This window comes from Pseudoalteromonas sp. Angola-30 (genome assembly GCF_028599215.1).
Lineage (GTDB): Bacteria > Pseudomonadota > Gammaproteobacteria > Enterobacterales > Alteromonadaceae > Pseudoalteromonas > Pseudoalteromonas atlantica.
In genome coordinates this window covers 79582-102824 of the sequence record NZ_JAQREI010000012.1, presented here as the reverse complement: position 1 = coordinate 102824, position 23243 = coordinate 79582, and the positions used below count along the sequence as shown (strand labels likewise).

15 protein-coding genes are annotated in these 23243 nt (G+C 40.5%); 10 read left to right on the top strand and 5 right to left on the bottom strand.

The features are described 5' to 3' along the window. Positions 1 to 1707: a GNAT family N-acyltransferase gene (locus PSH54_RS14720; protein WP_029774118.1), complete on the top strand. Its 1707-nt coding sequence runs from the start codon at positions 1 to 3 to the stop codon at positions 1705 to 1707. A gap of 364 nt (positions 1708 to 2071) precedes the next feature. Here the strand turns inward: PSH54_RS14720 and dapE are convergent, their stop codons facing one another. Continuing rightward, positions 2072 to 3256, bottom strand: a complete 1185-nt coding sequence (dapE, locus tag PSH54_RS14715) for a succinyl-diaminopimelate desuccinylase (protein WP_273606432.1) — start codon at positions 3254 to 3256, stop codon at positions 2072 to 2074. A gap of 261 nt (positions 3257 to 3517) precedes the next feature. On the opposite strand from dapE, the gene PSH54_RS14710 reads away from it, so the two are divergent. After that, positions 3518 to 4171 carry an OmpW/AlkL family protein gene (locus PSH54_RS14710; protein WP_004588347.1) on the top strand — a complete coding sequence of 218 codons (654 nt, stop codon included), beginning with the start codon at positions 3518 to 3520 and terminating at the stop codon, positions 4169 to 4171. A gap of 60 nt (positions 4172 to 4231) precedes the next feature. On the opposite strand, the gene PSH54_RS14705 is transcribed toward PSH54_RS14710, so the two are convergent. Further along, a complete protein-coding gene (locus tag PSH54_RS14705; RefSeq protein ID WP_004588346.1) occupies positions 4232 to 4768 on the bottom strand; it encodes a thioesterase family protein in 537 nt (178 codons plus the stop codon). Between the two features lie 103 nt (positions 4769 to 4871). Between PSH54_RS14705 and PSH54_RS14700 the strand changes: the two genes are divergently transcribed. After that, positions 4872 to 5366: a hypothetical protein gene (locus PSH54_RS14700; protein ID WP_024032286.1), complete on the top strand. Its 495-nt coding sequence runs from the start codon at positions 4872 to 4874 to the stop codon at positions 5364 to 5366. An 18-nt stretch (positions 5367 to 5384) separates the two neighbouring features. On the opposite strand, the gene tyrR is transcribed toward PSH54_RS14700, so the two are convergent. From tyrR to bcsE, 3 genes are all read right to left on the bottom strand, one after another. Continuing rightward, complete coding sequence (gene tyrR, locus PSH54_RS14695) at positions 5385 to 6941, bottom strand: transcriptional regulator TyrR (protein ID WP_004588344.1); 1557 nt, start codon at positions 6939 to 6941, stop codon at positions 5385 to 5387. Positions 6942 to 7150: 209 nt separating this feature from the next. Continuing rightward, entirely contained in the window at positions 7151 to 8731 is a 1581-nt protein-coding gene (gene bcsG / locus PSH54_RS14690; protein ID WP_024032287.1) for a cellulose biosynthesis protein BcsG, read from the bottom strand. A 169-nt stretch (positions 8732 to 8900) separates the two neighbouring features. Next, positions 8901 to 10523, bottom strand: coding sequence for a cellulose biosynthesis protein BcsE (bcsE, locus tag PSH54_RS14685; protein WP_273606431.1), 1623 nt, complete (start codon positions 10521 to 10523; stop codon positions 8901 to 8903). 114 nt (positions 10524 to 10637) lie between these two features. On the opposite strand from bcsE, the gene bcsR reads away from it, so the two are divergent. From bcsR to PSH54_RS14650, 7 genes are all read left to right on the top strand, one after another. Beyond that, positions 10638 to 10817, top strand: a complete 180-nt coding sequence (gene bcsR, locus PSH54_RS14680; protein ID WP_055253153.1) for a BcsR/BcsP family cellulose biosynthesis protein — start codon at positions 10638 to 10640, stop codon at positions 10815 to 10817. Between the two features lie 31 nt (positions 10818 to 10848). Beyond that, complete coding sequence (gene bcsQ, locus PSH54_RS14675; protein WP_273606430.1) at positions 10849 to 11562, top strand: cellulose biosynthesis protein BcsQ; 714 nt, start codon at positions 10849 to 10851, stop codon at positions 11560 to 11562. Between the two features lie 2 nt (positions 11563 to 11564). Then, the gene (gene bcsA, locus PSH54_RS14670) at positions 11565 to 14234 is read left to right on the top strand and encodes a UDP-forming cellulose synthase catalytic subunit (protein ID WP_024032291.1); all 2670 of its coding nucleotides are present in this window, start codon (positions 11565 to 11567) and stop codon (positions 14232 to 14234) included. After that, positions 14227 to 16473 (top strand): cellulose biosynthesis cyclic di-GMP-binding regulatory protein BcsB, encoded by a 2247-nt coding sequence (gene bcsB, locus PSH54_RS14665; RefSeq protein ID WP_273606429.1) that lies wholly within the window; start codon positions 14227 to 14229, stop codon positions 16471 to 16473. Before bcsA ends, bcsB begins: the two co-directional genes overlap by 8 nt. Beyond that, positions 16473 to 17600: a cellulose synthase complex periplasmic endoglucanase BcsZ gene (gene bcsZ, locus PSH54_RS14660; protein WP_273606428.1), complete on the top strand. Its 1128-nt coding sequence runs from the start codon at positions 16473 to 16475 to the stop codon at positions 17598 to 17600. Before bcsB ends, bcsZ begins: the two co-directional genes overlap by 1 nt. Beyond that, the gene (locus PSH54_RS14655) at positions 17591 to 21409 is read left to right on the top strand and encodes a cellulose synthase subunit BcsC-related outer membrane protein (protein WP_273606427.1); all 3819 of its coding nucleotides are present in this window, start codon (positions 17591 to 17593) and stop codon (positions 21407 to 21409) included. The genes bcsZ and PSH54_RS14655 overlap by 10 nt, the downstream gene beginning before the upstream one ends. 244 nt (positions 21410 to 21653) lie before the next feature. Beyond that, positions 21654 to 23147, top strand: coding sequence for a peptide MFS transporter (locus PSH54_RS14650; RefSeq protein WP_024032295.1), 1494 nt, complete (start codon positions 21654 to 21656; stop codon positions 23145 to 23147). The last annotated feature ends 96 nt before the right edge of the window (positions 23148 to 23243 follow it).

Here is a 23243-nt window from a genome sequence, read left to right as displayed (position 1 = left end):
ATGATAAGCGTTGATAAAGTAATAGCAGCAAACTTACCACAATTAGAGAACTCCCCTAAAGTAAAAGGTTTAGTTAAAAAGGGGCTTGGCTACTTATTACATGAACAAGAATTTGTCGCCTTTGGCGATGCTTACCCCCATTTACAAGGGCTAGAGTTTGTTGAACAAGTGCTTGATGAGCTTGACTTTGATACCCGCTACAAACCAAAACAAATTGAAAACATACCCAGCGAAGGTAAGTTAGTTATTGTGGCTAACCACCCCATTGGCTCGCTCGACGCACTTGCGCTGATAAAAGTACTTTCCAGCGTTAGGCAAGATTTAAAAGTGGTTGCCAATCGCATGCTAATGTCGGTCACCCCTATGCATTCATTGCTGTTGCCAGTAGATAATTTATCGGGAACCAGTAAAAAACAAGAATTAAGTAATATACAAAAACACTTAAAAGATGAAGGTGCGTTACTTATTTTTCCTGCGGGAGAGGTCTCGCGTTTAAGCCCTACTGGTATTAAAGATTGCAAGTGGAACAGTGGCTTTTTACGCATGGCTAAAAAAGCAAACAGCCCTATTTTACCTATTTATATAAAAGCTAAAAACAGCCCGCTTTTTTATGGCACCTCAATGATTTACAAACCACTTGCGAGCTTATTATTAGTAAAAGAAATGTTTAAGCAGCGACAAAAGTCATTAGAGTTTGAAATTGGTGCTTCCATTCCGCCTGAGTCATATTTAATCGAAAACTTAAAAGATAAAGAAATCGTTAATCTCATTCGCAAGCAACTTTATCGCCTTACCACTAAAAAACCCCTTCCCCTTAAAACCCAAACCCCTATTGCAATACCCGAGTGCCGCAAAGAGCTAAAAAAAGCCATAGAGAGTTGTCAGTTATTAGGCAAAACACAAGATGGCATGCATATTCATTTATATCAGTACACTGGCAGCTCACCAGTGTTTAGAGAGCTTGGACGACTGAGAGAAATTGCCTTTAGAGCGGTAGGTGAAGGCAGCGGAAAACGCCGCGACATCGACAAATATGATATGGATTATCAACACTTAGTGCTATGGGATCCTACGCAGCTAGAATTAGTGGGTGCATATCGCCTTGCTTGTGCAAAGGAAATAATAGAGAAACATGGCCGAGAAGGCTTATACACCGATAGTTTGTTTAGTTACACACAAGCAATGAAACCGTATTTAGAGCAAGGTATAGAACTTGGCCGCAGCTTTGTGCAACCTAAATATTGGGGGCGTAAAAGCTTAGACTACTTATGGTACGGTATTGGCGCATTTATTAAAAACTACCCGCAATATCGTTACTTATTTGGCGCGGTGAGCGTTTCTAACGCCTTGCCTGAACAAGCAAAAGCCATGCTCGTGCATTACTATCAACATTATTATAAATCAGAGCAACACCTCGCCACCCCCAATAACGAGTTTAAATTAAGCGAGCAACAACTCACTCAGTGTAAAACTGTTTTTAGTGGCAACGATGTAAAAGAAGACTTTGTAGAATTAAAACATGTACTGGCCAATATGGGGGCACAAGTTCCTACGCTATTTAAGCAATATACTGAGCTGTGCAAGCCTGGCGGCGTAAAGTTTTTAAGCTTTAGTATCGACCCCGACTTTAACAACTGTATTGATGGGTTAGTGCTGGTAGATTTACAAAACGTAAAAGAAAATAAAGCCAAGCGCTATTTAGGTTAGGGCGTGTTGAACTTTACGGATTGAAATTTGTTCAATCTAGGGGCGATTTAATCGCGGCGCGAGGTTTGTAACCTAGTGGGCTCGATAACTGCTCCTGCGTTATTCTAATGACTTACATCCCTGTAAGAATAAGTAAAAACCGAGCAACAAAGAGTTTATCGCCCCTAGGCAGAACCCGAAGGGCAGCGCATGTTTGGCATTTATGCTGCGTTATCGCCTATTTATGGGGAATAACCACACTTCATAGGCTCTGCCTTGCCTAAAAACCAAACATACTGCTGCAAACTCAATCATTAAAGATCAACACGCCCTACTCAAACAAACAGCGAGGTGATTCTCGCTGTTTATTTTTATTGTGCGATTACTATTTATGGCTAAAAATTCGCGCTAATAAGTCTGTGTAAATGGCCTCAATTTTAAGTAAATCATCAACCGGAACATGCTCGTTTACCTGATGAATGGTACTATTTTTAACGCCGCACTCAATAACTTGGGTATGCTGGTCTGCAAAAAATCGCCCATCCGAAGTACCGCCACTGGTACTTAACATGGGGTAACTCCCTGTTTGCGCATAAATGGTGTGTTCTAACTGCTGCAATAAACTCCACCCGTTTGTTGGTGTCGTATAATAGGGCTCACACGCTCGCTCCCATTCAACCTCCAGGTGCTGAGCGTATTCACTCAGCGCCGCTGATATAAAGTGCTTTATTGCATTGCTTGTATAACCATGGCTATATCGCACGTTAAAGGTAATTTCGCATTGGCTAGGCACTAAATTATCAACAACATTATTTATATTAATGCCGGTCACTTGCAAGGTGGTTTTAGAGCTTGGCTCATCGTCAGGCCATGTTAAATTACTTAAACAATTTACAATATTACCTGCGATATGCGCAGCATTTATAGTGTTCTGTGGGTAGGCAACATGTCCGGCCTTGCCGTGAACTTTTATACGAGAAGAAATAGCGCCTCGGCGACCATTTTTAATTGTATCGCCTACGTGTGTAGAGCTTGTCGGCTCACCAACAATACAGCCATCAAGCTGTATATTATTTTTTGCTAAACGCGCGGCTATTACCTCTGAGCCAAATACGGCCTCTCCTTCCTCATCGGAGGTAATAAGCCAGTAAAAACGCCCTTTTTTACTTTTAGTCTCTTTTAATAGTGCCTTAGTAGCACCAAGCATAGCCGCCACGCCGCCTTTCATATCGGCAGCGCCGCGACCATACACGGCACTATTAATAATATTGCCGGCAAAAGGCGGGCTTAGCCAATTGCCCGACTCTGCGGGCACAACATCAATATGCCCAGAAAACGCAACACATGGCCCTTCTTGCTCAAAACTAACGTAGGCAATTAAATTAGTAACGCCTTCACAAATAAACTGCTCACAGTTAAAACCAAGCGCAGTTAACTCATTGCTAAGCCAATCTATGGCACCGCCTTGGTTAGGCGTTACAGACTCAAACCTAATAAGCGTTTGCGTATTTTTTACCACCGCGCTTAAAGGCTTACTTACACTGTTTTGCGATACTTTTGCAACAGACATAACAACACACTCAATAACCATAAGAGAGATTATTAAAGCGCGAGAATATGACCAAATAATGGCAAAGTTAATACAGTGCGATGACCGTTAAATACATTGCTGTGTCAATTAATTAAAATACTTTTTGCACTGACTTTAATCTAAATCAAGAAAAGGGTTCACATGCTTCAAACATTTTTGAAACTTTGATCTAGAACAGGTTTTCAACGCTCGGAGATTGTAATAATAGCGTCAATCAAAAAGTAGTTATTGGAGCTCAACATGAAAACCCAAATCAGCATTGCATTACTTACCTCTTTACTTGCTATTACCCCTGCAGCGCACGCTAACCTTAGCGTTAATGTTGGCGCTATTAATGTAAATCCAGATAACAGCAGTTCGGCAATTAACGAAGCGCCAACACTGGGCCTCAAAGGCGACTCTGACACGCAGCTAGGTATTACAATCGATTATGCATTTAACGATAAGTGGGTGGTAGAGCTTATTGCCGCTACGCCGTTTTCGCACGATGTAAATGGCGCGGGTGGGTTAGCTGGCAATAAAATTGCCGACATCAAACAGCTTCCGCCATCATTAGTTGCGCAATACCACTTTTTAGATACAAGTTACGCGCTACGCCCATTTATTGGTGTAGGGTTAAATTACACCACCTTTTTTGACGAGCAGCCTTCTCAAGCGCTAAAAGCAACCCTAGGCACTGATGATGTTGAAGTAAAACTCGATGATTCGTTTGGCTTTATTGCACAAGTAGGCGCTAACTATAAAATCGATCAACATTGGGGGCTACATGCCATGGTATCAATGATTGATATAGATACCGATGCCACAGTGTATGCAAACGGTGCAAAAGCCCTTACATCAACCGTTGAGCTTGACCCTGTCGTTGCCATGTTTGGTGTTAGGTACAGCTTTTAATTAAATTTGCAGCACCTATGTTCTATGTGTTTAAGGCCGAAAGGCCTTATTTTATAAAAATTATTTAGGAAGGTTATTCACCTTTTTTTGCTCAAGCATTTCTTTCCAGTGCATAATTTCGCTTGGTAAAATAGGCGCTACACCATCAAACTCGGCTACTTCAAGCATTTCTTCAATACTCACAATGCCTTTTTTGTTTTTAAACACACCGCGCACATACGCTATTGCATGCAGGCCACGTGCAGAATGAAACTTTTGTTCAATGTAAAAATATTTATGATCCCACCCCACCAGCTTGGTACTAATGGTATAACGCTGCATAGGTTTAATATCGCGAATATAAGTTATGGCTGTAGCATTAACAATAGGAAACCAACGGCGCTTCATTACTTGTTTTAATAGACCAATTCGCTCAATCATCCAAGTGCGCGACAAGTCCATCATAGCCAAATAACGCGAGTTTGTTAGATGCAGGTTGATATCGCAGTCTGTTGGCAGTGCTTTGTAATCAATATCAACAGTATCAAGTAACTGTTGGTAGTCGCGGTTGCGCTTAATTTTAAAAAATAATAAAAGAAGTCTAATATATAAGTTCACGAGAAGGTCTTACCAGTATAAAGTTAACTCAGTGTAACATAGCCACTTGTTAAGGCGAATGTTCTGTTTTAATCTCAAATTATAAATATAAAAAAGTCATAGTATGAAATATAAATTAGCGACACTTTTCACAACCAGTTTATTATGCATTAGCACCAGCGCACTGGCCGATTTTACAATTAAAGGCCCAGGTACGGTAACTTACCCAACAGGTATAGAAAAAACCTTTAATTTTGGCTTTGCATGGCAGCAGCAGCTTGGTAAATTTTCGATAGGTAGCAAAAGCTACGATATGTCGCAATTACCTAACTCATACTCGGTAGCAATCACTTTAGCTAAAGACGATAGCCAAGTGTGGGTACAAGAGTTTAATAATGGCTTTATTGAAGCGTTTGATTGGCAAATAGGTAAACATACTGTCAGTTTAAAAAAGCAGCAATTTAAAGACCCCGTAAAAGGCAATTACGTGATTGAGCTGAATGGCCGCAGTTACTTTTTTACTCGTAATAACGCAAGCATAGTGATTAATTTTGATGAAAATGGCATAGAAACTATCGCCATTGATGGGGTTACTAAAAACATGGGCACTAAGAGCTAGTGCCCAGTAAAGCGGCTATTAAACTTTAACAGTTTTGCGATTAATACCGTAATCTCGTAGTTTATTTGCCACTGCAGTGTGGCTAAGCCCTAAACGCTTAGCTAATTGTCTTGAGCTTGGGTAAGCCGGATACAATTTGCGTAGCAAGGTTGCTTCAAAACGTTTTACAGCTTGATCTAACGACCCTTCAAAATCTGACTCTAAGTAGCCTAAATCGTGGGTAAAGGTGGGCAATTGCAAATGCTCTACACGTAGCTCGCTATCATCAAGTAACGACACCGCCCGATAAATTGCATTTTCTAGCTGGCGCACATTACCTGGCCACGGGTACTCTTGTAAAAAGCGTAAGCACTCTTGTGATAAAAGCGGAATTGCGTGGCCGTTTTGCTGTGCGTACTTTTGAATAAAGTGCTCGGCTAATGGGCCCACATCAGCTTTACGGTCTCTCAGTGGTGCAATCTCTAATGTGAGTACATTAATTCGATAGTATAAGTCTTCTCTAAATACGCCCTCTTGCACCATCGCGGGTAAATCTTTTTGTGTGGCTGCAATAATACGCACGTTTACTTTTACTTCGTTTTCGTCGCCCACTTTTCTAAATGTGCCGTCTTGTAAAAAGCGCAGCAGCTTTGTTTGTAGCTGTGTAGACATTTCGCCAACTTCATCTAAAAACACAGTACCGCCATCTGCTTGCTCTAGTACTCCGCGTTTAGGTGCGGTGTTTTCTTCATATCCGGCGTAACCAAATAACTCAGATTCAGCCACATCATCGGGCAAAGATGCGCACGAAAGTGCAATAAACGGCTTAACCGAACGATTAGAGGCATAGTGGCACGCACGAGCAAGGAGCTCTTTACCTGTGCCAGTTTCTCCGGTTATTAAAATGGGGGCTTCTAGCTGCGACATTTTTCGTGCTTCGCGCACTACCCGGCGCATAGCAGTACTAAAGTTGTGAATAGTTGCAAAGCTTTCTTGCCCGTAACGTCTAAAGGCACTGACCTGCTGACCAAGGCGGCTTTGCGATTTTATATTTATAACCGCACCAGCTAACACGTCACCTTCACCACCTTGCGGGACGGCAATCGGTAAAATATCGGCAATAAAGTCTTCACCGGCAACATCTACCCGGGTTGTTTGTCCAAGTACTTCTTTGCCTTCTAACCAACGCGTAAAGTTAAACCCTTTTAGTAGGTTATTAATATTGGCCCCTACCACTTCTTTTTCGCTCAACTGTAGGTCTTTACAGGCAGCGTCGTTACACAAACGTACCCACCCTTTTGCGTCAATCGAGATAACGCCATCGGGAAGTGCACGCAGCAGTGTATTTAATTCGTTATGCTCTCGCTCAGAGGGTAAAAAGGCGGTTGTGCGAACATCATGTACGCCATCAATCAAACGAATAGAAGGCATAATTTTTTGAAATTGCTCAAATTCAATTTCAGGAAAGCTTACATACATACGGCAATTTACCGAATCAACCTCAATCCCTTTTAAGTCAACATCGTAGTTTACTAAAATATTTAGGATCTCTTGGGCAATACCTACACGGTCGGCACAATGAATATCTAGACGCATACATCCTCGAATAAGGAAAAACTATATTAGCCGAATAATACGCTAACTCCGTTATTCAATACAGTAAATTGTAAACAAATTTGGACAAGCCATCGTCTTTATCACTGTAAACTCACGCCTATAAACATCAAACTGTAATAACGTGCAGCTTAAAACTAAAAAACGCAGCGTGTAAGCTGCGTTTTAAAAGGGGTCGTGCAAATATGCTATTAATTTTGCGGGTATGGGGTCCAGTCTCCGCCATCTAATTGAATATAAGGGCGCTTATTAACATACATCATTATTGTGTCAGCGTTTTCGGCTACTTTAGGTGCACGAGGCAGCGTATCAACTAAGTCGGCAATATTGCCATTACCTGCAAAAAAGTTTGTGCTAAGCACGCCACTAATTAGCTCCGATAAACCAAAGTAACTTGTTGATTCGCTTACAAGCGTTTGTGAATAGCTTTGTACATTTTTACCAATAAACTTAATCGCCACCGGAACAGATACAATACTTGGGCTTGGTATCTCACGAAGCCCAGCAAACTGCACTTTATCGCCTTTTAATGCTGCGCCGTGTTCAGGTACTATCATCAGCATGACATTACGACCACGTTTTTCTAGGTTTTTAATAAACCCGTTAATATCGTTAAATAAGTTTTTATGTCTAATTGGGTAACTTTCAAGGCTACTCATGCGGGCTTGATTCGCTAGTTGATTGCCATCATGCAAACTGGTGGTGTTGTAATACATAGCACATGGCGCGCAGTCTTCACCTTTATCATTTAACCATGAGTTTAGTACTGCCCCGTCTGAGTAAATAGGTTTGTTGTCAAACCCGTATTGAGCTACAGGTAAGTTAGTTATATCGTAAGGCTGCTCATCTATTTTACCAAACTTTTTCACCAAACCTTTAAACTCATCAAAGTGGCCGTCGTGGTTCATAACCACATTGCTTTTGTAACCTAAGTTTTCTAAATTTTTAAACAAATGACACTGCTCTGGTGCATTTTCAAATAAGGCAGTTTGGCTTGTTTGACCACAACTTGCTCGTAGAAGGCGAATTGCAGCAGGCCCAGAGTAAGAAGTAGCCGAATTAAAATCAGAAAACACCACATCAAAATCGCTATATAAATCATCAAGGCTTACGCCAATAGCCTCTAGATCAGCCACGGCCATCGAGCAAATATTTAGTACTATGACATCAAATAACTCGCCATTATATTGCTGAGGGAACTGGCTTGCTAGCAAACTTTGTTGCTGATAAAACTCTTTTAATTGCTGATCAGGCGATTTTGCTTCTTGTGTTACCACCTGTGCTTGTGCACGAGGCGCTGCTGTTTGAACATTATTAGCCGCCACTGGCTGTGTAATTAAATTATCCTCGTTGTTTGTCCCCTGCCAGGCTACAAACATAAGCCCAACTATTGTTACGGTGGTAAAGCGTATCCACTGTGAGCAATACCAAAAGCACACAGTAATAACAAACAGTGCCAATAACATATCAACATTAATGACACGCGCCATGAGCTCTAAAAAGTAGCCAAAGCTAAAGTCTTGCACGTTACCAGCTTGGCGTGTTAAACGGTCTATAGGGGGCAACCACGAATCTTTATAAAGTAAAACAATGGCCATTACTGCGCCTAACCAATGTTTGGCTTTATTTAGTAAAGGGTGCGTGTAAGAAATAGCAAAAAAAGCAGCCAGCGCAGCATTTGCTAATAAGCCAAAGTCGATTGCACCATAATAAAAAAGTGCAAACTTAACTAAAAAATAGAGGTTCCACACCCCTAAGCCTGATAATTTCACTATTTACCCTTCTTTATTCTATTTGGTTTGTAAGGTTCGAGTACTTCATGTTTAAACGTAAGCTGAGCATAGTATTTTTTTATTTTTTTCAGTATCAACGACCCCGACATACATAAAAATACGCCAACTAGCATCGCTAAAATTGCTGTAATCAATAATTGATTGATACTCATACGTTACTCTTTATGGCCATTTTGAACGGCACAGCATCTGCGCGCTCGTTTTTAGTAAACTCTGGTGTTTCTAAATCAGCTGCAACACTTGCATCTATTTTTTGCGAAAATTTATAGCTTTCATTCTCTTTTAATTGGGCAGAGTAATCGGTTATATCTTGGCCCGCATAATAACGCCTAAGCTGTTTACATTCTTGCTGAATATAAAAATGATCGGAAATAATATTTTGCTGCGCAAAAAAATCGTTTGTTTCTAATTTAAACAAGTGCTTTATCGCATTGTTAACATCATTTTCGCGACACGCATGTAAATACAAATACACGGTGTTTTCTACCAAACTGAATACGTCACCTTCTCGCTTTATATGAAATAAATGCAAAGGGTGGATTGGGTCAATCCGAGGCAAAAGCTCTAATTTAACCAAAACCCCGCTTACCCCTAAATTTACAGCTGAATCGCTGTGAACTTCTACCTGTTTGGTAAATTCTATAAAAGGCAGGTAACCTTTAGAAAAGGTATTTTCGGTAAATTGAAGTACATGTTCAATAGAAGGCGGTAACGGTCTTGAAAATTGAAACCCTTGAATTGACTGCACCTGTGAGAGCAACCTAGAAGGCTCTGAAAAACTATACAAAATTAGATTAACACCTAAGGTCAAAAATAAGCATTCATCTTGATGGCGGATCACCCCATCAACGTTCTGAATCACTAATTTAAGCCAGCGACCACAGTTTTTTCTCAGCTCAAAACATTGCTTGGCAAGCAGGGCTAAATCGGTATAGCGCGAAACTGCAAATACCAATGTTGCCGCCTCTAATTTAGGGCCTTTAGAAAAAAGCGCATTGTTGTCTTTTATTATTTTATATTTTGCAGGAAGCTTGGTCCCTTCAGGAATAGCTCCTTGTACAATCCACACGTCGTCTTCATCTGCAAATACACCCGATGTTGAGGTTTGTTGTTCCGTAATACTATTTTGCTGCACTTTAAAACAGCCATTTTCAATCATTAATGGATACTGTACAGAGGCGATGATACCTGTACTGTGATGCCAATAATCGTACTCTAGTACGCGCACTGTGGAATCATTCTCAACATATACTAACCCGTCGAGTTCCGAATTTAACCGCCTTAATAAAAAGCGATAGTTAGTCACCTCAGGGCCTGAAACTAAAAATAAGACAGTTGCTCCTGATTGTGTACTAAATTTTTTATAGGCCTGAACACTTTGCATCAGTTGCTTTTGATCCAATGAAGCTAAATCAGTCGTACTAAAGTGAACAATGACTAATGCGTTATTTAGCTGTTTATAAGCATTTAGCTCTTTTAGGGTGTTGTTAATTATTTGTTGCTTTGGCCAGTCGCGCGTATCTGCCGAAAACCTAAACGGATGCACTTTGTGTTGGTCAAATGCATGATTTAATGCATCGCTAAAAGGACCTTCAAAAAATGTTTCTATTTGAGAAGAAACAATATAAATATCAGAGACTGAGGGGTTATTAATTGCATGTAATGCCAGTTCAGTAGCAAAATTGTCTAAAGGGGCTAAAATTGCATATAACGATGCAGGTTTTAGCTCTGCAGCAGAGGGCTGCAAGCCTGAAATGTTAAAGTTTTGCACTGAATTTAGCCTATAAAAAATACTTTTTTACTAGTTTTACCCGCTATTCTATATATAATAGACAAATATTGTCCACTTTAAATAAAAATAATAAACTTTAGCACAAAGGCAACAATGCGTAATTTAACGACAAAAAGCTCTGAAACCTTAACATCAAATGACATTGAGAACCTTGCACGACGTTTTGGCGGCAAAAGTGAAGATTACGTTGAAATTGTTAATAAACAAAAAAATAAACAAACAATAAAAAAATATGCATTACTGAACGAAATACACCGTGCAGTAAATGCGTAAGTAGTAATTGAAACGACAGGTAAACAATCCTTTGCAAAGAATTTTTCTAAAAGGCATTAAAGGCGGCACTGGCGCTACTTCTATGGTTGCCAACTTAGCCTGCGTATTAAAAAAGTCGGGCTCTGACGTTATCACTATAGATTTAGACTCTAAAAGCGATTTGGGCCTGCACTTTGGCCTGCCTTGGCAGTACAACCAAGGCTGGAGTAACGAGCAGGACTTTGAACAAGCCCTTGAGCACTTTCATCAAGATAGTGATGGCATAGTGTTTTTACCTTTTGGCGATAAAAGTGTTAGTACCGCCGCGTTATTCGATTTTATAAAAAATTGCAATAAACTGGATTATAACAATAATGCTTGGCTTCTTTTTGATTGCCCTGCACATATTGATATCACCCACTATCCGCTCGATAAAAACGACATAGTGATTGAAATAGTTAATTGTGATGCTATTTGCCACAGCTTAATTTATAAAAAACTACAAACGTTAAAACACACTGACAACCAGTGGAAACACTTCTTTTTAGTCAATCGTTATAACTCTGCATCAACACTTGAGTTTGACCTGTTTTCTTTATGGCAATCTACCTTGCCGCTTATGGCGCCCTTTTTTATAAATAGTGATGAAGTAATTAAAGAGTCTACAGCCTATAGAAATGTAGCGCTTAATTGTGCGCCTTACAGTGTTGCTAACGATGACTTTGAAACACTTGCCGGCTGGCTTGTAAGTAAATCGGCCCTGTAGTTATGAGCTTTTCTTTATTTTATAAGCGCCCAATACACAGTACTTTGTATTTACTGTTAAGCATTATTTTTACTGAAAAACTTGTACGTTATATTTTATTTAAGTTTCATAGTTATTTTAACCAGCACAAAGTAAACGTAATAGAAGCCTTTTTAATGCCTTTTATTACGCTGATTAGTTCATTGTTTATCAATATAAAAGACCACAAAATTAACTTTGAACTTGTTTTGTATGATTACTACCCGCATCTTCGCTTGCCGTACCGCACGTTTATTTATTCAAATATTTTGCGCTTTATCATTCAAAGCGTTTATTTGTTATTTTTTAAATACAAACCTAAAAATAACTCTGTAAGGGAGCGGCTATCAAATCAGTTTTATAATGGGGTAAGTTATTCACTTAAACAGTTGCGTTGGTTTGACTTAAAACTAGGTAGATTACTAAAGCGTTTGTTATCAAAAAACGTTAAGGGTCCTAAAAAAAGTGCTTTTAAAACCATGGCTGACGCTAAGATTTGGCAAAATAAACTAATAAAATATGTGGTTGTAGCCTTTATATTGTTTTTACTGGCTATTTTTATAACCATTCCGTTTAGCCTAGAAGCGCAAGCCGTGTTTATTAGTTTTATTTTGATAGTGGCATACGGGCTTAAGCGCGTTAAAGGGCAAATGGCCACGATTGTAATGATCACCCTATCGGTAACCACTTCATCGCGTTATTTATGGTGGCGCTACACAGAAACCCTCAATTGGGATGACCCTGTTGCACTTACGTTAGGCGCAGGCTTGCTGCTGGCAGAAACCTATGCGTGGCTAGTGCTCATTTTAGGCTTTTTTCAAACTATAAACCCCCTTGAGCGTAAACCTGTTCCGTTGCCAGAAAACACTGACTTATGGCCAACAGTTGATGTATACATTCCTACTTATAATGAACCATTAAGTGTTGTACAACCTACCACGCTTGCGGCGATGAGCATTGATTGGCCTGCTGATAAGCTCAACGTGTATATTCTTGATGATGGCAAACGCCCTGAGTTTAAAGAATTTGCTCAAAAAGTGGGGGTGGGTTATTTAACACGACCCGATAATAACCACGCTAAAGCCGGTAATATGAATAGCGCCATGCGCTACACTAACGGCGACTACATTGCTATTTTTGACTGTGACCACGTACCTGCCCGCTCATTTTTACAAATGACCATGGGGCAATTTTTAAAAGACAGCAAAGTATGTTTAGTGCAAACACCGCATCACTTTTTCTCAGCAGATCCGTTTGAGCGTAATTTAAATAACCACAGCCAAATCCCTAATGAAAACATGCTTTTTTATGGGTTGATCCAAGATGGTAATGACATGTGGGATGCCACCTTCTTTTGTGGCTCATGCGCTGTTTTAAAACGCGAAGCACTCGACAATATTGGTGGCTTTGCATTTGAAACGGTAACCGAAGATGCCCACACTGCTCTGCGTATGCAACGTGCCGGTTATAAAACCGCTTATATAAATATCCCACAAGCTGCAGGCCTTGCCACCGACAGCCTCTCTGCACATATTGGCCAGCGTATTCGTTGGGCTCGGGGTATGGCACAAATATTTAGGCTCGATAACCCAATTTTAGGTAAAGGGCTCGATATACCACAGCGCCTGTGCTACTTAAACGCCATGCTGCACTTTTTATCGGGCATTCCGCGTATTGTATTTTTAACCGCGCCACTGGCGCTCATATACTTTAATGCTTACATTATCTATGCGCCGTTTTTAGCTATTTTTATTTATGTAGTGCCTACACTCATACAAATAAAAGCGACCAACTCACGAATTCAGGGTAAATATCGCTACTCTTTTTGGGGGGAAGTGTATGAGTCTGTTCTTGCGTGGTACATATTAAAGCCTACAACCGTTGCGCTAATAAACCCTAATAAGGGTAAGTTTAACGTAACAGAAAAAGGCGGCTTAAATGATAAAGAGCATTACGATTGGGGTATATCTAAACCCTACTTGGTACTTTTACTCATAAACTTAGTTGGCATGCTTGTAGGTGTTTTACGCTTAGGCTTTGGCGATCCGAGCCAAGTGGGCGTTTTGTTAATCAGCATGGGCTGGGCAATTTATAATATTATTATTTTAGGCGCTGCGGTAGCCGTTGCTGCAGAAGCTAGGCAAGTAAGGCAGTCACACCGTATTAAGGCAAACTTTCCGGCCGGCGTGCGCTTAGCAAATGGGCATACGTTAAAAGTTAAAATAACCGATTACTCTGATAATGGGGTGGGCATTGAAACAGAGCACGCTCATTTATGCCGAGTAAACGACAAAATAGAGCTATTAATGAGCCGCGGTAATAAACAGTTTTCGTTTACAACGTATGTATGTAACACCCGAAACAAACAAATAGGCTTAACGTTAAAAGATCTCTCGCTCGAAAAGCAAAAAGCATTTATACAGTGCACCTTTTCAAGAGCGGATGCGTGGCTTGACTGGCAAAATAATTTTCGTCATGACCGCCCTTCATATAGCTTTAAAGAAGTACAAAAAACAAGTTTAAGAGGATTTAGTAATTTATTGTTTCATGCTCCTAAGCCATTACAACCCTTTGTAAAACTAATGACAAAAATTGTTGTATATATAAACTCTTTCACCCCTAAAAAACCAATAGTGCATTATAATTATGATTAAAAATTTGCTTAATACATTTCTAATACTGTTTCTAACATGCAGTGCTTACAAAGCATGTGCTATTGAGCCAATGCACGATAAATCTGTGTTTATAAATGGCTACCCAGAAAGCGCCAACGTGTCTAGTTTAAGATTAGACTTTGCTGCTTTAGGCTTTGATGGCTACAAGCTTGATGGCATAAACAACAACTCAAGAGTGGATTTTACCAACCGCATTGATAAATTAAGCACCGATTTACAGCTTAATTTTTCGTACACAAACTCGCCATCATTGATTGCGAACGTGTCGCATTTAAAAGTGTATTTTAATGAAAACTTAGTCACTGTACTGCCCATAAATGAGCAACTAAGTGTGGTTAAAAATACCGTTAACCATAGCCTAAAACTCAATGCTAAGTATGTACAAGACTACAACCAAGTACGGTTTGAGCTTGTTGGTTATTATGATTTACGTTGCCAAGATTACTTTAGTCGCTCTATTTGGACCGAAATTAATAAATCGAGCAATATCACGCTCAATCAAAAGCAACTGGCAATAGATAGCCGTTTAGAATATTTACCAGAGCCCTTTTTTGATGCCAAAGATTACAATAAGTTAAGCTTACCGTTTGTGTTTGCAAAAACACCTAACACCAAAACGATTGAAGCGGCTGCGACTCTTTCAAGCTGGTTTGGCGCGCAAGCTGACTGGCGTGGTGCTGATTTTCCGGTGGTGATTAACAAATCATTAGATACGCACAGCGTGGTTTTTATTACCAACGATTCAAAGCCTGACTTTTTAAAAGACTATCCCGATGTGGAAAAGCCAACCGTTGAGATTATTTCAAACCCACTACATAGATACAGCAAAATGTTGCTTATTTTAGGGCGTGATGAAGACGATTTAAAAACCGCCGTCACGGGATTGGCCTTTGGCCATAAAGTCATGACCGGCAGAACAGCTAGCATAGAAGCAATTAACCAACTACCGCTTCGCAAGGCGTACGATGCCCCGCGCTGGTTACGCGCTGATAGAGCAGTACACTTTGACGAATTAATTGATTTTGACAATCAGCTACAAGCACAAGGGCTAAATAACGGACCCGTAAAATTAAACGTGCGTTTTGCGCCAGATTTATTTACTTGGCGCGAAAAAGGCATCCCCATTACATTGCAATATCGCAGCACACCCGAGAGCGGGTCTTTGGACTCTCGGTTAAATATGTTGATTAATCAAAAGTTTATTAGTGGATATTTGTTAGATAACGACGATTCTACACTCAATACTACAAAAACATTATTGCCACTTATTGCCAATACCGATACTACACAAAACGCAGAAAACTTTTCACTGAATGGCATAAACCTAGCCACTCGGAACGAGCTAAACTTTGATTTTAGATTTAGTGTGCTGAAAAAAGGTGAGTGTGCAATAGCACCACCTGGTGGTGAGTTTGGTGTTATTGATGGTAATTCTAATATTGATGTAAGTGGTTTTGATCATTACATTGCCCTGCCAGATTTGAATGTTTTTGCGAACAGTGGCTTCCCGTACACCAAATATGCCGATTTACAGCAAACACTTGTACTAATTGACCAGCAGCCTTCTGCAAAAGCGTTAACTTTGCTGTTTAATCTTACCGGTCATTTTGGCGCAATAACGGGGTATCCAACCCACAGAATGACAGTGGCCCATTTAAATGAAAATGTTGATTTAGACGACAAAGATATTTTAGTTGTTGCAAAGCCTGGCAGCACAGCTCAGCAACTAGATGAAGATGCGCATACAAACGTACTTTTAACGAATAACCAACGTGAAATAAAGCAAGCAATTTACAACGGTGCATACGATGAGCAAGCCACAGATAAAATACAAGTAAGTGTAAAAAGTAGCGGAGATATGGCGGTAATTACAGCTTATCAATCTCCTTTTGATTCTGAGCGCTCTGTTGTATCACTTAATGCCACCACTGAAAAAGCATTTGGCTTAATTGATAAAACCCTTATGGACTCGCAAACATTAAGCCAATTAAAAGGCAGTGCTGCGGTTATAAACTCACAAGGCGTTAAAACAATAAAAACCGAAGAGCAATACTTTGTCGGTCATATTCCTGTACATACGCTGGTGTGGTTCCATTTATCTGACCATCCATTTATTTTAGCCCTGCTTTCTATATTAACGCTGTTACTAATTTCATTTATTTTATGGCGATTACTACAAGCACTCACCCATAAGCGTTTAGCTGAAGGAGATGAATAATGACATTACTTAACCGAGCATTATTAGTAGCCGCTTTTTTAAGTTTTTCTGTGTCAGCGCAAACGCAGCAGTGCGAGCCTTGGCAGGGGTGGCAAGTATTTAAAAATCACTTTATTAGTGATGAAGGCCGCGTAATAGACCTAGGTTCAAAACAAAATATTACCACCTCAGAGGGGCAATCATACGCACTATTTTTTGCGCTAGTAGCAAACGATAAAGCCGCGTTTGATAGCATTTTAGATTGGACGCAAGACCATCTCTCTGAAGGCGATTTAAGTACACGTCTGCCTGCGTGGCAATGGGGTGAAACAGGCAATGATACCTATGGGATTATAGACTCAAACCCAGCATCAGATTCTGATTTATGGATAGCATATAGTTTATCGCAAGCAGCTATTTTATGGGATGACCGCCGCTATAGTATTTTAGCTGCTGTATTAGCGCAGCGTATTATGCGAGAAGAAACCGCCTATATTTCAGGGTTAGGGCTTACTTTATTACCCGCCCCTGCTGGGTTTGAATTTGAAAATAACACCTATAAACTCAACCCTAGTTATTCACCGTTATTTATTTATCAGCAATTTAGCAAATTATACCCGCACTCACCTTGGCAGCAATTACATGAAGCGTCTGCAAAGCTTATTTTGGATACCGCTAAAAACGGAGTTAGCCCTGACTGGGTGATGTATAGCCCAGCAAAAGGTTTTTATTACGATAAAAAAGCAACCGATTTAGGCAGTTTTAACGCCATTAGGGTTTACTTATGGGCCAGCATGATGGCGAACGATGCGCCATACAAAGCACAACTAAGCGAGCAGTTTACCCCTTTTGTAGAGGCTATAAACAGCCGTGGCTATGTCCCTTTAAATACCTATGCGCGCTCTGGCAAAACCCAAAAGCGTGGCCCATTAGGCTTTAATGCTGCCCTACTGCCCATGCTAAAAGAAAATGGCGATGATTCTTTGGTTATGGCCATTCAACAAAAGTTAATGGTCGATAAGTCATTCACACAAACACGCTATTACGACAGTGTATTAAACCTGTTTGGTAGTAGCGCGCTTAATAAGCGCTTTTTAATAACAGCAGACGGGACGCTCAAGCCAAGGTGGAGCACTGAATGTCGTTAAAATGGGCTGTTGTTTGTACGTTAGCAGTCAGCGCAAGTGTGCATGCTAAAACAAATAATGACATTGATACACACTCTGTTGAGTGGCTTTTAAGCCAAATCAATATTGGTGAAGTGCAAGAAAATAAAGATTTAATTGCCGATAGCTTACAAAAGCTATTGGCCATTGCCCCTAATCGAATAGAAAGCCAGTGTGCGCTTGCTCGTTTTGAGTTTGCCAATGGTAAGGCTATACAAGCAAATCAAATTTTAAGAAAAATTGACGGTAACAACACACGTACCCACCCTTGTGTAGAACAGTTACGATTAATTGCTAGATTAGAAAACGAAGACAAAGCAGATATACAACAAGCTAAATTACTTGCCCGTGCGGGACGTTACGAACAAGCGCGATTAATTTACAGCAGGCTTTTTAAAAACACCTATCCAAGCTTAGCGTTTGAGCTTGAGCACTTAAGTTGGTATGCACAAGATCAAAGCCAATGGAAAAATGTAAAAAAAGGCTACGAAAGGCTACTACGCAGTTACGAGAACATCGGCGCGGTAGATATTGCATATGCGCGCCACTTACTCAGAAATAACCCCACTGATAGCACCGCGCTAACTATTTTAAGTAAATATGGTGCCACCTCTCGCTACAGTAATGAAGTAGAAACAATCTGGTTAGGTGCTTTATCTAACATGCAATTAAATAGCGCTACAGAAAAACAATTTCAGCGCTACTTTAGCGTATATCCGTTTAGCAGCAAAGGCGAATTACAGTATCAAGATTTCAAAAAAGATTTAAAAGCGCGACAAAAATTATTAGCTAACCCGGCCTACCAACTATGGCTTAAAGGTGAGGCGTTACTTGAAAAAAACAAGCTCGTTGCCGCAGAGCCGCTTTTACTAAAAGCGCTCAAAGGGCGCCCTAACGATGGCGCAATTATGCGCAGCCTTGGCACCCTTTATTTGCGTATGGGTAAAAATCAAACGTCTTATAATTATTTTACTAAGGCGTATTCGCATACCGCCGACTTTGCCGAGCGAGAAACGCTAAAAGACTTAGCCACCACAGCGAAGTTTTGGCTTTACATACGCCAAGCAAAAGAAGCCATTAATAATAGCCAGTTTAAAACGGCGTTGCTTAAATTAAATTTAGCCGACACACTTGAGCAAGACCCTGCTAGCGTTTTGTATAACCGCGGATTGTTACAATTTGCTCAAGGTAATTATTCACAAGCGGCCGCAATTTATCAAACCGTGTTAAAAAATGATCCGCTTAATAATGGCGCTCTAACAGGGTTATTAGAAATTGTTGAATTGGATAACAATGAGCAGTCGTTAATCAAGTTTTATAATGCTTTATCTCAGTCTCAAAAAGCACAACTTAAACCTGTGTATGCGGCAACGTTAAGTAGCCAGCTTCGCGAAAAAGCACGCCAATATAGTGATGCAGGCGATACAGAGCTTGCTGAGAAAACCTTAAAAGAGGCAATTGAACTGGCCCCTGAGCAGCCTTGGCTTTATTACGATTTAGCGTTTATTTATCAACAAAACGGGTTAACTCAAAAGGCAAAAACGTTATTTAATAATGTGCTTTGGCAGTTTCCGCTCAATCCACAGTTACGTTATAGCCATGCTTTATTTTTACGCTCAATTGATGATTATCAAGGCGCTTTAAACACCTTAGAGTATGTGCCGGTTAATGATCGAAATGACGACATAATTTCTCTTGAGCAACAACTTAGGCTCAACGAGTCTCTTCGACAAAGCGAGCGACACTTAAATACTAAAAATAGAACCACGGCTATTTTTCATTTAAGTAATTTAGAAGCGCAAAATTTAACTCCTGTAATGAAAGCCGAGCTATCGCGTAGCTGGTATCAAATAGATGAGAAAAAACACGCTCTAAAGTTAATTAATACTGCATTAAATACTGAGCCTACTTTATCACCTTATTGGCATATGCTTTACGCGCAGTGGCTATTAGAACAAAACGAGCGCCCTGCTGTAGAACAATGGTTTTCTCATTACAGCTTGCCTAATAATGCAAGTGCTGACGAAGTAGAACAGTACGTCAATTTATACACCACATATATTAATCAGTATTACGAAGGTGGCGAATTATTAGCAAAGCTTAACCAGCTTGATCAAAAGTACCAAAGTACACCCGCCATAACCACGGCATTGATAAATGCTAATTTAGCTCTGGGGCAGCAAGAGTCAGCAATTATTGTTTATCAGCAAAAACTGAAAAACAATCAGCCAATTGAACCTCAAGCAATGCTTGCAATAGCAAAAGCTTACAGAGAATTAGGTAACGACTTTCAGGCAAAAGAAGTTACTGAGCGCGCAATAACGCAAACAGATGATCAGCAAGCCTACTTACAACGCCAAATAATGGCCTCGTTAAATGACTTTAATTACGCAGGTGATGCTTTAGTTTTAGCCAATCAATTAATTGCTAAATCACCCAATGATAAAGAGCTTAGTTATTTGGGCGCTGAAGTTGCTCGAAATTTTAATGAACAAGACCAAGCTAAGCAATGGTATTTAAAAACGCTATCAAGCGAGCAACGCCTAAACGATGAATCGTTTTACAAACAAATTGCTCGCATAGATGAAAATGATGCGTGGTATATTAATGGCGCTAAGCGCGAGCTTATAAATGAGCAAAGCAAAAACCAAGCATACATTGCTATTGGGGTAAACTTTAGTGGCCAAACAAGCACCGAAAGCGAGGCAACTCTTGGCGCAGGCTTAGTACCTATTGAGGCCTACTTTCCACTTTGGCAAGGCCAAGGGTTTATTAAAATAGACCCAACCACTATTAGCGCACAAACAACTCGCTTTGATGAGCAATTTGCTGGTAGCCGCTACGGCCAAGGTGCACTTTGTATATTTACCTGTGCTATTGATGAAGTAAGCCCTGAGCAAGATGGGGTCGACATAGGTATTGGATGGCAAAATGAAAATTGGCGTGTTGATGTAGGCACGACCCCACTTGGCTTTTTAATTGAAGACATAGTATGGGGTGTAAATTACGCCAACAGTATTGGCGATTTTGGTTATAGCCTAGAGCTCGAAAAACGCCCTGTAACAAGCTCCGTGCTCTCTTATGCTGGGCTTGAAGATGTAAATACCGGTGAAATTTGGGGCGGCGTGCGCTCAACAGGCCTAACTGCCAACCTATCTCATGACTTAGGTGGCGATTGGGGCTTTTGGTCAAGCGCCGACTTTACGCTCTATAAAGGGCAAAATGTTAAAGATAACCAACGCTATAGAGTAATGGGCGGGTCTTATTATCGCGTTATTAGTAATCAAGAGCGTGAGTTTACCGTCGGCGCAAGTCTATTACATTGGGCATACCAGTATAATTTAAGTGAAGAAACATGGGGCCACGGCGGTTACTATAGCCCACAAAACTACGTTGGGTTGTCGGTGCCTTTAAGCTACGATGCGCGCTGGGGCGATGATTTTGTTTATCGCTTAAAAACGGGGATTTCGTATTCGCAAACAAAAACCCAAGCCATTGATTTTTATCCTAACGACACTGACTTGCAGCTACAAGCCTACGATAGAGAATCGATTACCGCGGTGGACCCTGTATTTGAGAGTGATGACAGCTCTGGCGTGTCATACAATCTTGAAGGAAGCTTTGAGTACCGTATAACGCCGCATTGGTTTTTTGGTGGTTATTTAGCCATCGATCGTGCTGACTTTTACGAACCAAACTTTGGCCAGCTCTATATTCGCTATTACTTCAACCCTGTGTACGGGACGTTAGAGTTTCCTGGCACCCCAATTATTCCCTATGCAGACTTTTAACGCAGTGCAAGGTGATATATCGCGAATGCTTCCCCTCGCACTAAGGTATATGTATACTTGAGCGCAATTGTAACTAGGATAAGGGTGTGTCTCTTACCTTGTGGTGTTACTACCATTTAGCAAATCATTATCTTAGCTACAAATAATATACAGATGGTCGAGCGTTTTAGTGCCCATGGCACAAAACAGCTAAAGCAAAAAATTATAAGGCCATTACAACAATTCTTAAAGTTAGGAAGTAAATATGAGTTCAGCTCCAGATAGTGGTTGGTTTGGCCACCCTAAAGGACTTTCGACATTGTTCTTCACTGAGATGTGGGAACGAATGAGTTACTACGGCATGCGAGCGATGCTCGTATTGTTTATGACAGCAAGCCTACAAGAAGAAGGCCTTGCCTTTACGGTTGCATCAGCTGCTGCAATTTACGGTTTATACACAGGTGCCGTTTATTTCTTAGGCTTACCGGGTGGTTGGCTAGCGGATAGATTATTCGGTGGTCAAAAGGCCGTATGGTACGGCGGTATCATCATCATGTGTGGCCATATTATTTTGGCCGTGCCTCATGAGTATTCATTTTTTATTGGTTTGATCTTTGTTGCTACAGGTACTGGTTTGCTAAAACCAAATATCAGCGCAATGGTAGGCCAGTTATACAGCGATGCTGATGAGCGCCGTGATGGCGGTTACGCTATATACTACATGGGTATTAACTTAGGTTCTTTAATTGGTTACTACGTATGTGGTTACTTTATGGAAAACGTAGGTTGGCACTGGGCATTTGGTGCAGCTGCTGTGGGTATGGCTATAGGCTTAATCCAATATAAGCGCACGCTTAACAATCTACCAGAGCACAGCGCTTTGCCTGCTAACCCATTAAGCGCTAAAGGTGCATCTCGTGCATGGTTTGGTATTGCTGCTTTTGTTGTTATTGCCGCTGGTGTGACCGCTGCAGCAATGACGGGCGCAATTATTATTAACCCAACTGTTGTAGCAGGCTACACAGCTGTTGTGTTTACTATTATATTCTTCATTTATTTCGGGGTTATTTACTTTACAGGTAAATTAACAGCGGGCGAAAAACAAAGAATGTGGGCACTATTTTTAGTGTGTGTTGCCTCTGCGTGTTTTTGGTCTGGCTTTGAGCAAGCGGGTTCATCACTTAACCTCTTTGCCCGTGATTACACAGATCGCCTTATTGGTACTTTTGAAATTCCAACAACATGGTTCCAATCTTTAAACTCACTATTTATTATTGCTTTATCGCCATTTTTTGCCGCGCTTTGGATTAACTTATCTAAAAAGATGGTATCGCCGACTTACAGCGTAAAATGTGCAATGGGCTTAATTATTATGGCTTCGGGCTTTTTAGTTATGTTTATGGCCGCTCACTACGCAGCTGAAGGCTTAAAAGTAGCGCCATACTGGCTAGTAACAACCTACTTTTTACATACAGTGGGTGAGCTTTGTTTAAGCCCTGTAGCATTAAGTGCGGTAAGTAAACTTTCGCCGCGTCGTTACACAGGCCAAATGATGGGTGTATTTGTATTAACTTATTCAATTGGTAACATTATTGCTGGCTTACTGGCTGGTAACTTTGATCCAAATAACGTTGAAGAAATCCCTAACTTATACTTACAAATTGCCTTATTTAGCATTGGCGTAGGTATTGTTTTAGTGCTTATGAGCTTTAAAGCGAAAGTATGGGAAAAACAAGGCCTAGAAGAAAAAGCTGCATAATATTGCACGTTTAATTACGCGTAATACTAATTATAATTTCCCCCATAGCCGCTATGGGGGAAATTTTCTCAAATTTCTATATCACCTCGCTGTAAA

Bases quoted from the DNA above. Each gene is read 5' to 3' on its own strand.
- PSH54_RS14720 (WP_029774118.1), top strand. From the start codon at position 1: ATGATAAGCGTTGATAAAGTAATAGCAGCAAACTTACCACAATTAGAG.
- PSH54_RS14655 (WP_273606427.1), top strand. From the start codon at position 17,591: ATGTCGTTAAAATGGGCTGTTGTTTGTACGTTAGCAGTCAGCGCAAGT.
- bcsA (WP_024032291.1), top strand. From the start codon at position 11,565: ATGAGCTTTTCTTTATTTTATAAGCGCCCAATACACAGTACTTTGTAT.
- dapE (WP_273606432.1), bottom strand. From the start codon at position 3,256: ATGTCTGTTGCAAAAGTATCGCAAAACAGTGTAAGTAAGCCTTTAAGC.
- PSH54_RS14650 (WP_024032295.1), top strand. From the start codon at position 21,654: ATGAGTTCAGCTCCAGATAGTGGTTGGTTTGGCCACCCTAAAGGACTT.
- bcsR (WP_055253153.1), top strand. From the start codon at position 10,638: ATGCGTAATTTAACGACAAAAAGCTCTGAAACCTTAACATCAAATGAC.
- PSH54_RS14710 (WP_004588347.1), top strand. From the start codon at position 3,518: ATGAAAACCCAAATCAGCATTGCATTACTTACCTCTTTACTTGCTATT.
- tyrR (WP_004588344.1), bottom strand. From the start codon at position 6,941: ATGCGTCTAGATATTCATTGTGCCGACCGTGTAGGTATTGCCCAAGAG.
- bcsZ (WP_273606428.1), top strand. From the start codon at position 16,473: ATGACATTACTTAACCGAGCATTATTAGTAGCCGCTTTTTTAAGTTTT.
- bcsB (WP_273606429.1), top strand. From the start codon at position 14,227: ATGATTAAAAATTTGCTTAATACATTTCTAATACTGTTTCTAACATGC.
- PSH54_RS14700 (WP_024032286.1), top strand. From the start codon at position 4,872: ATGAAATATAAATTAGCGACACTTTTCACAACCAGTTTATTATGCATT.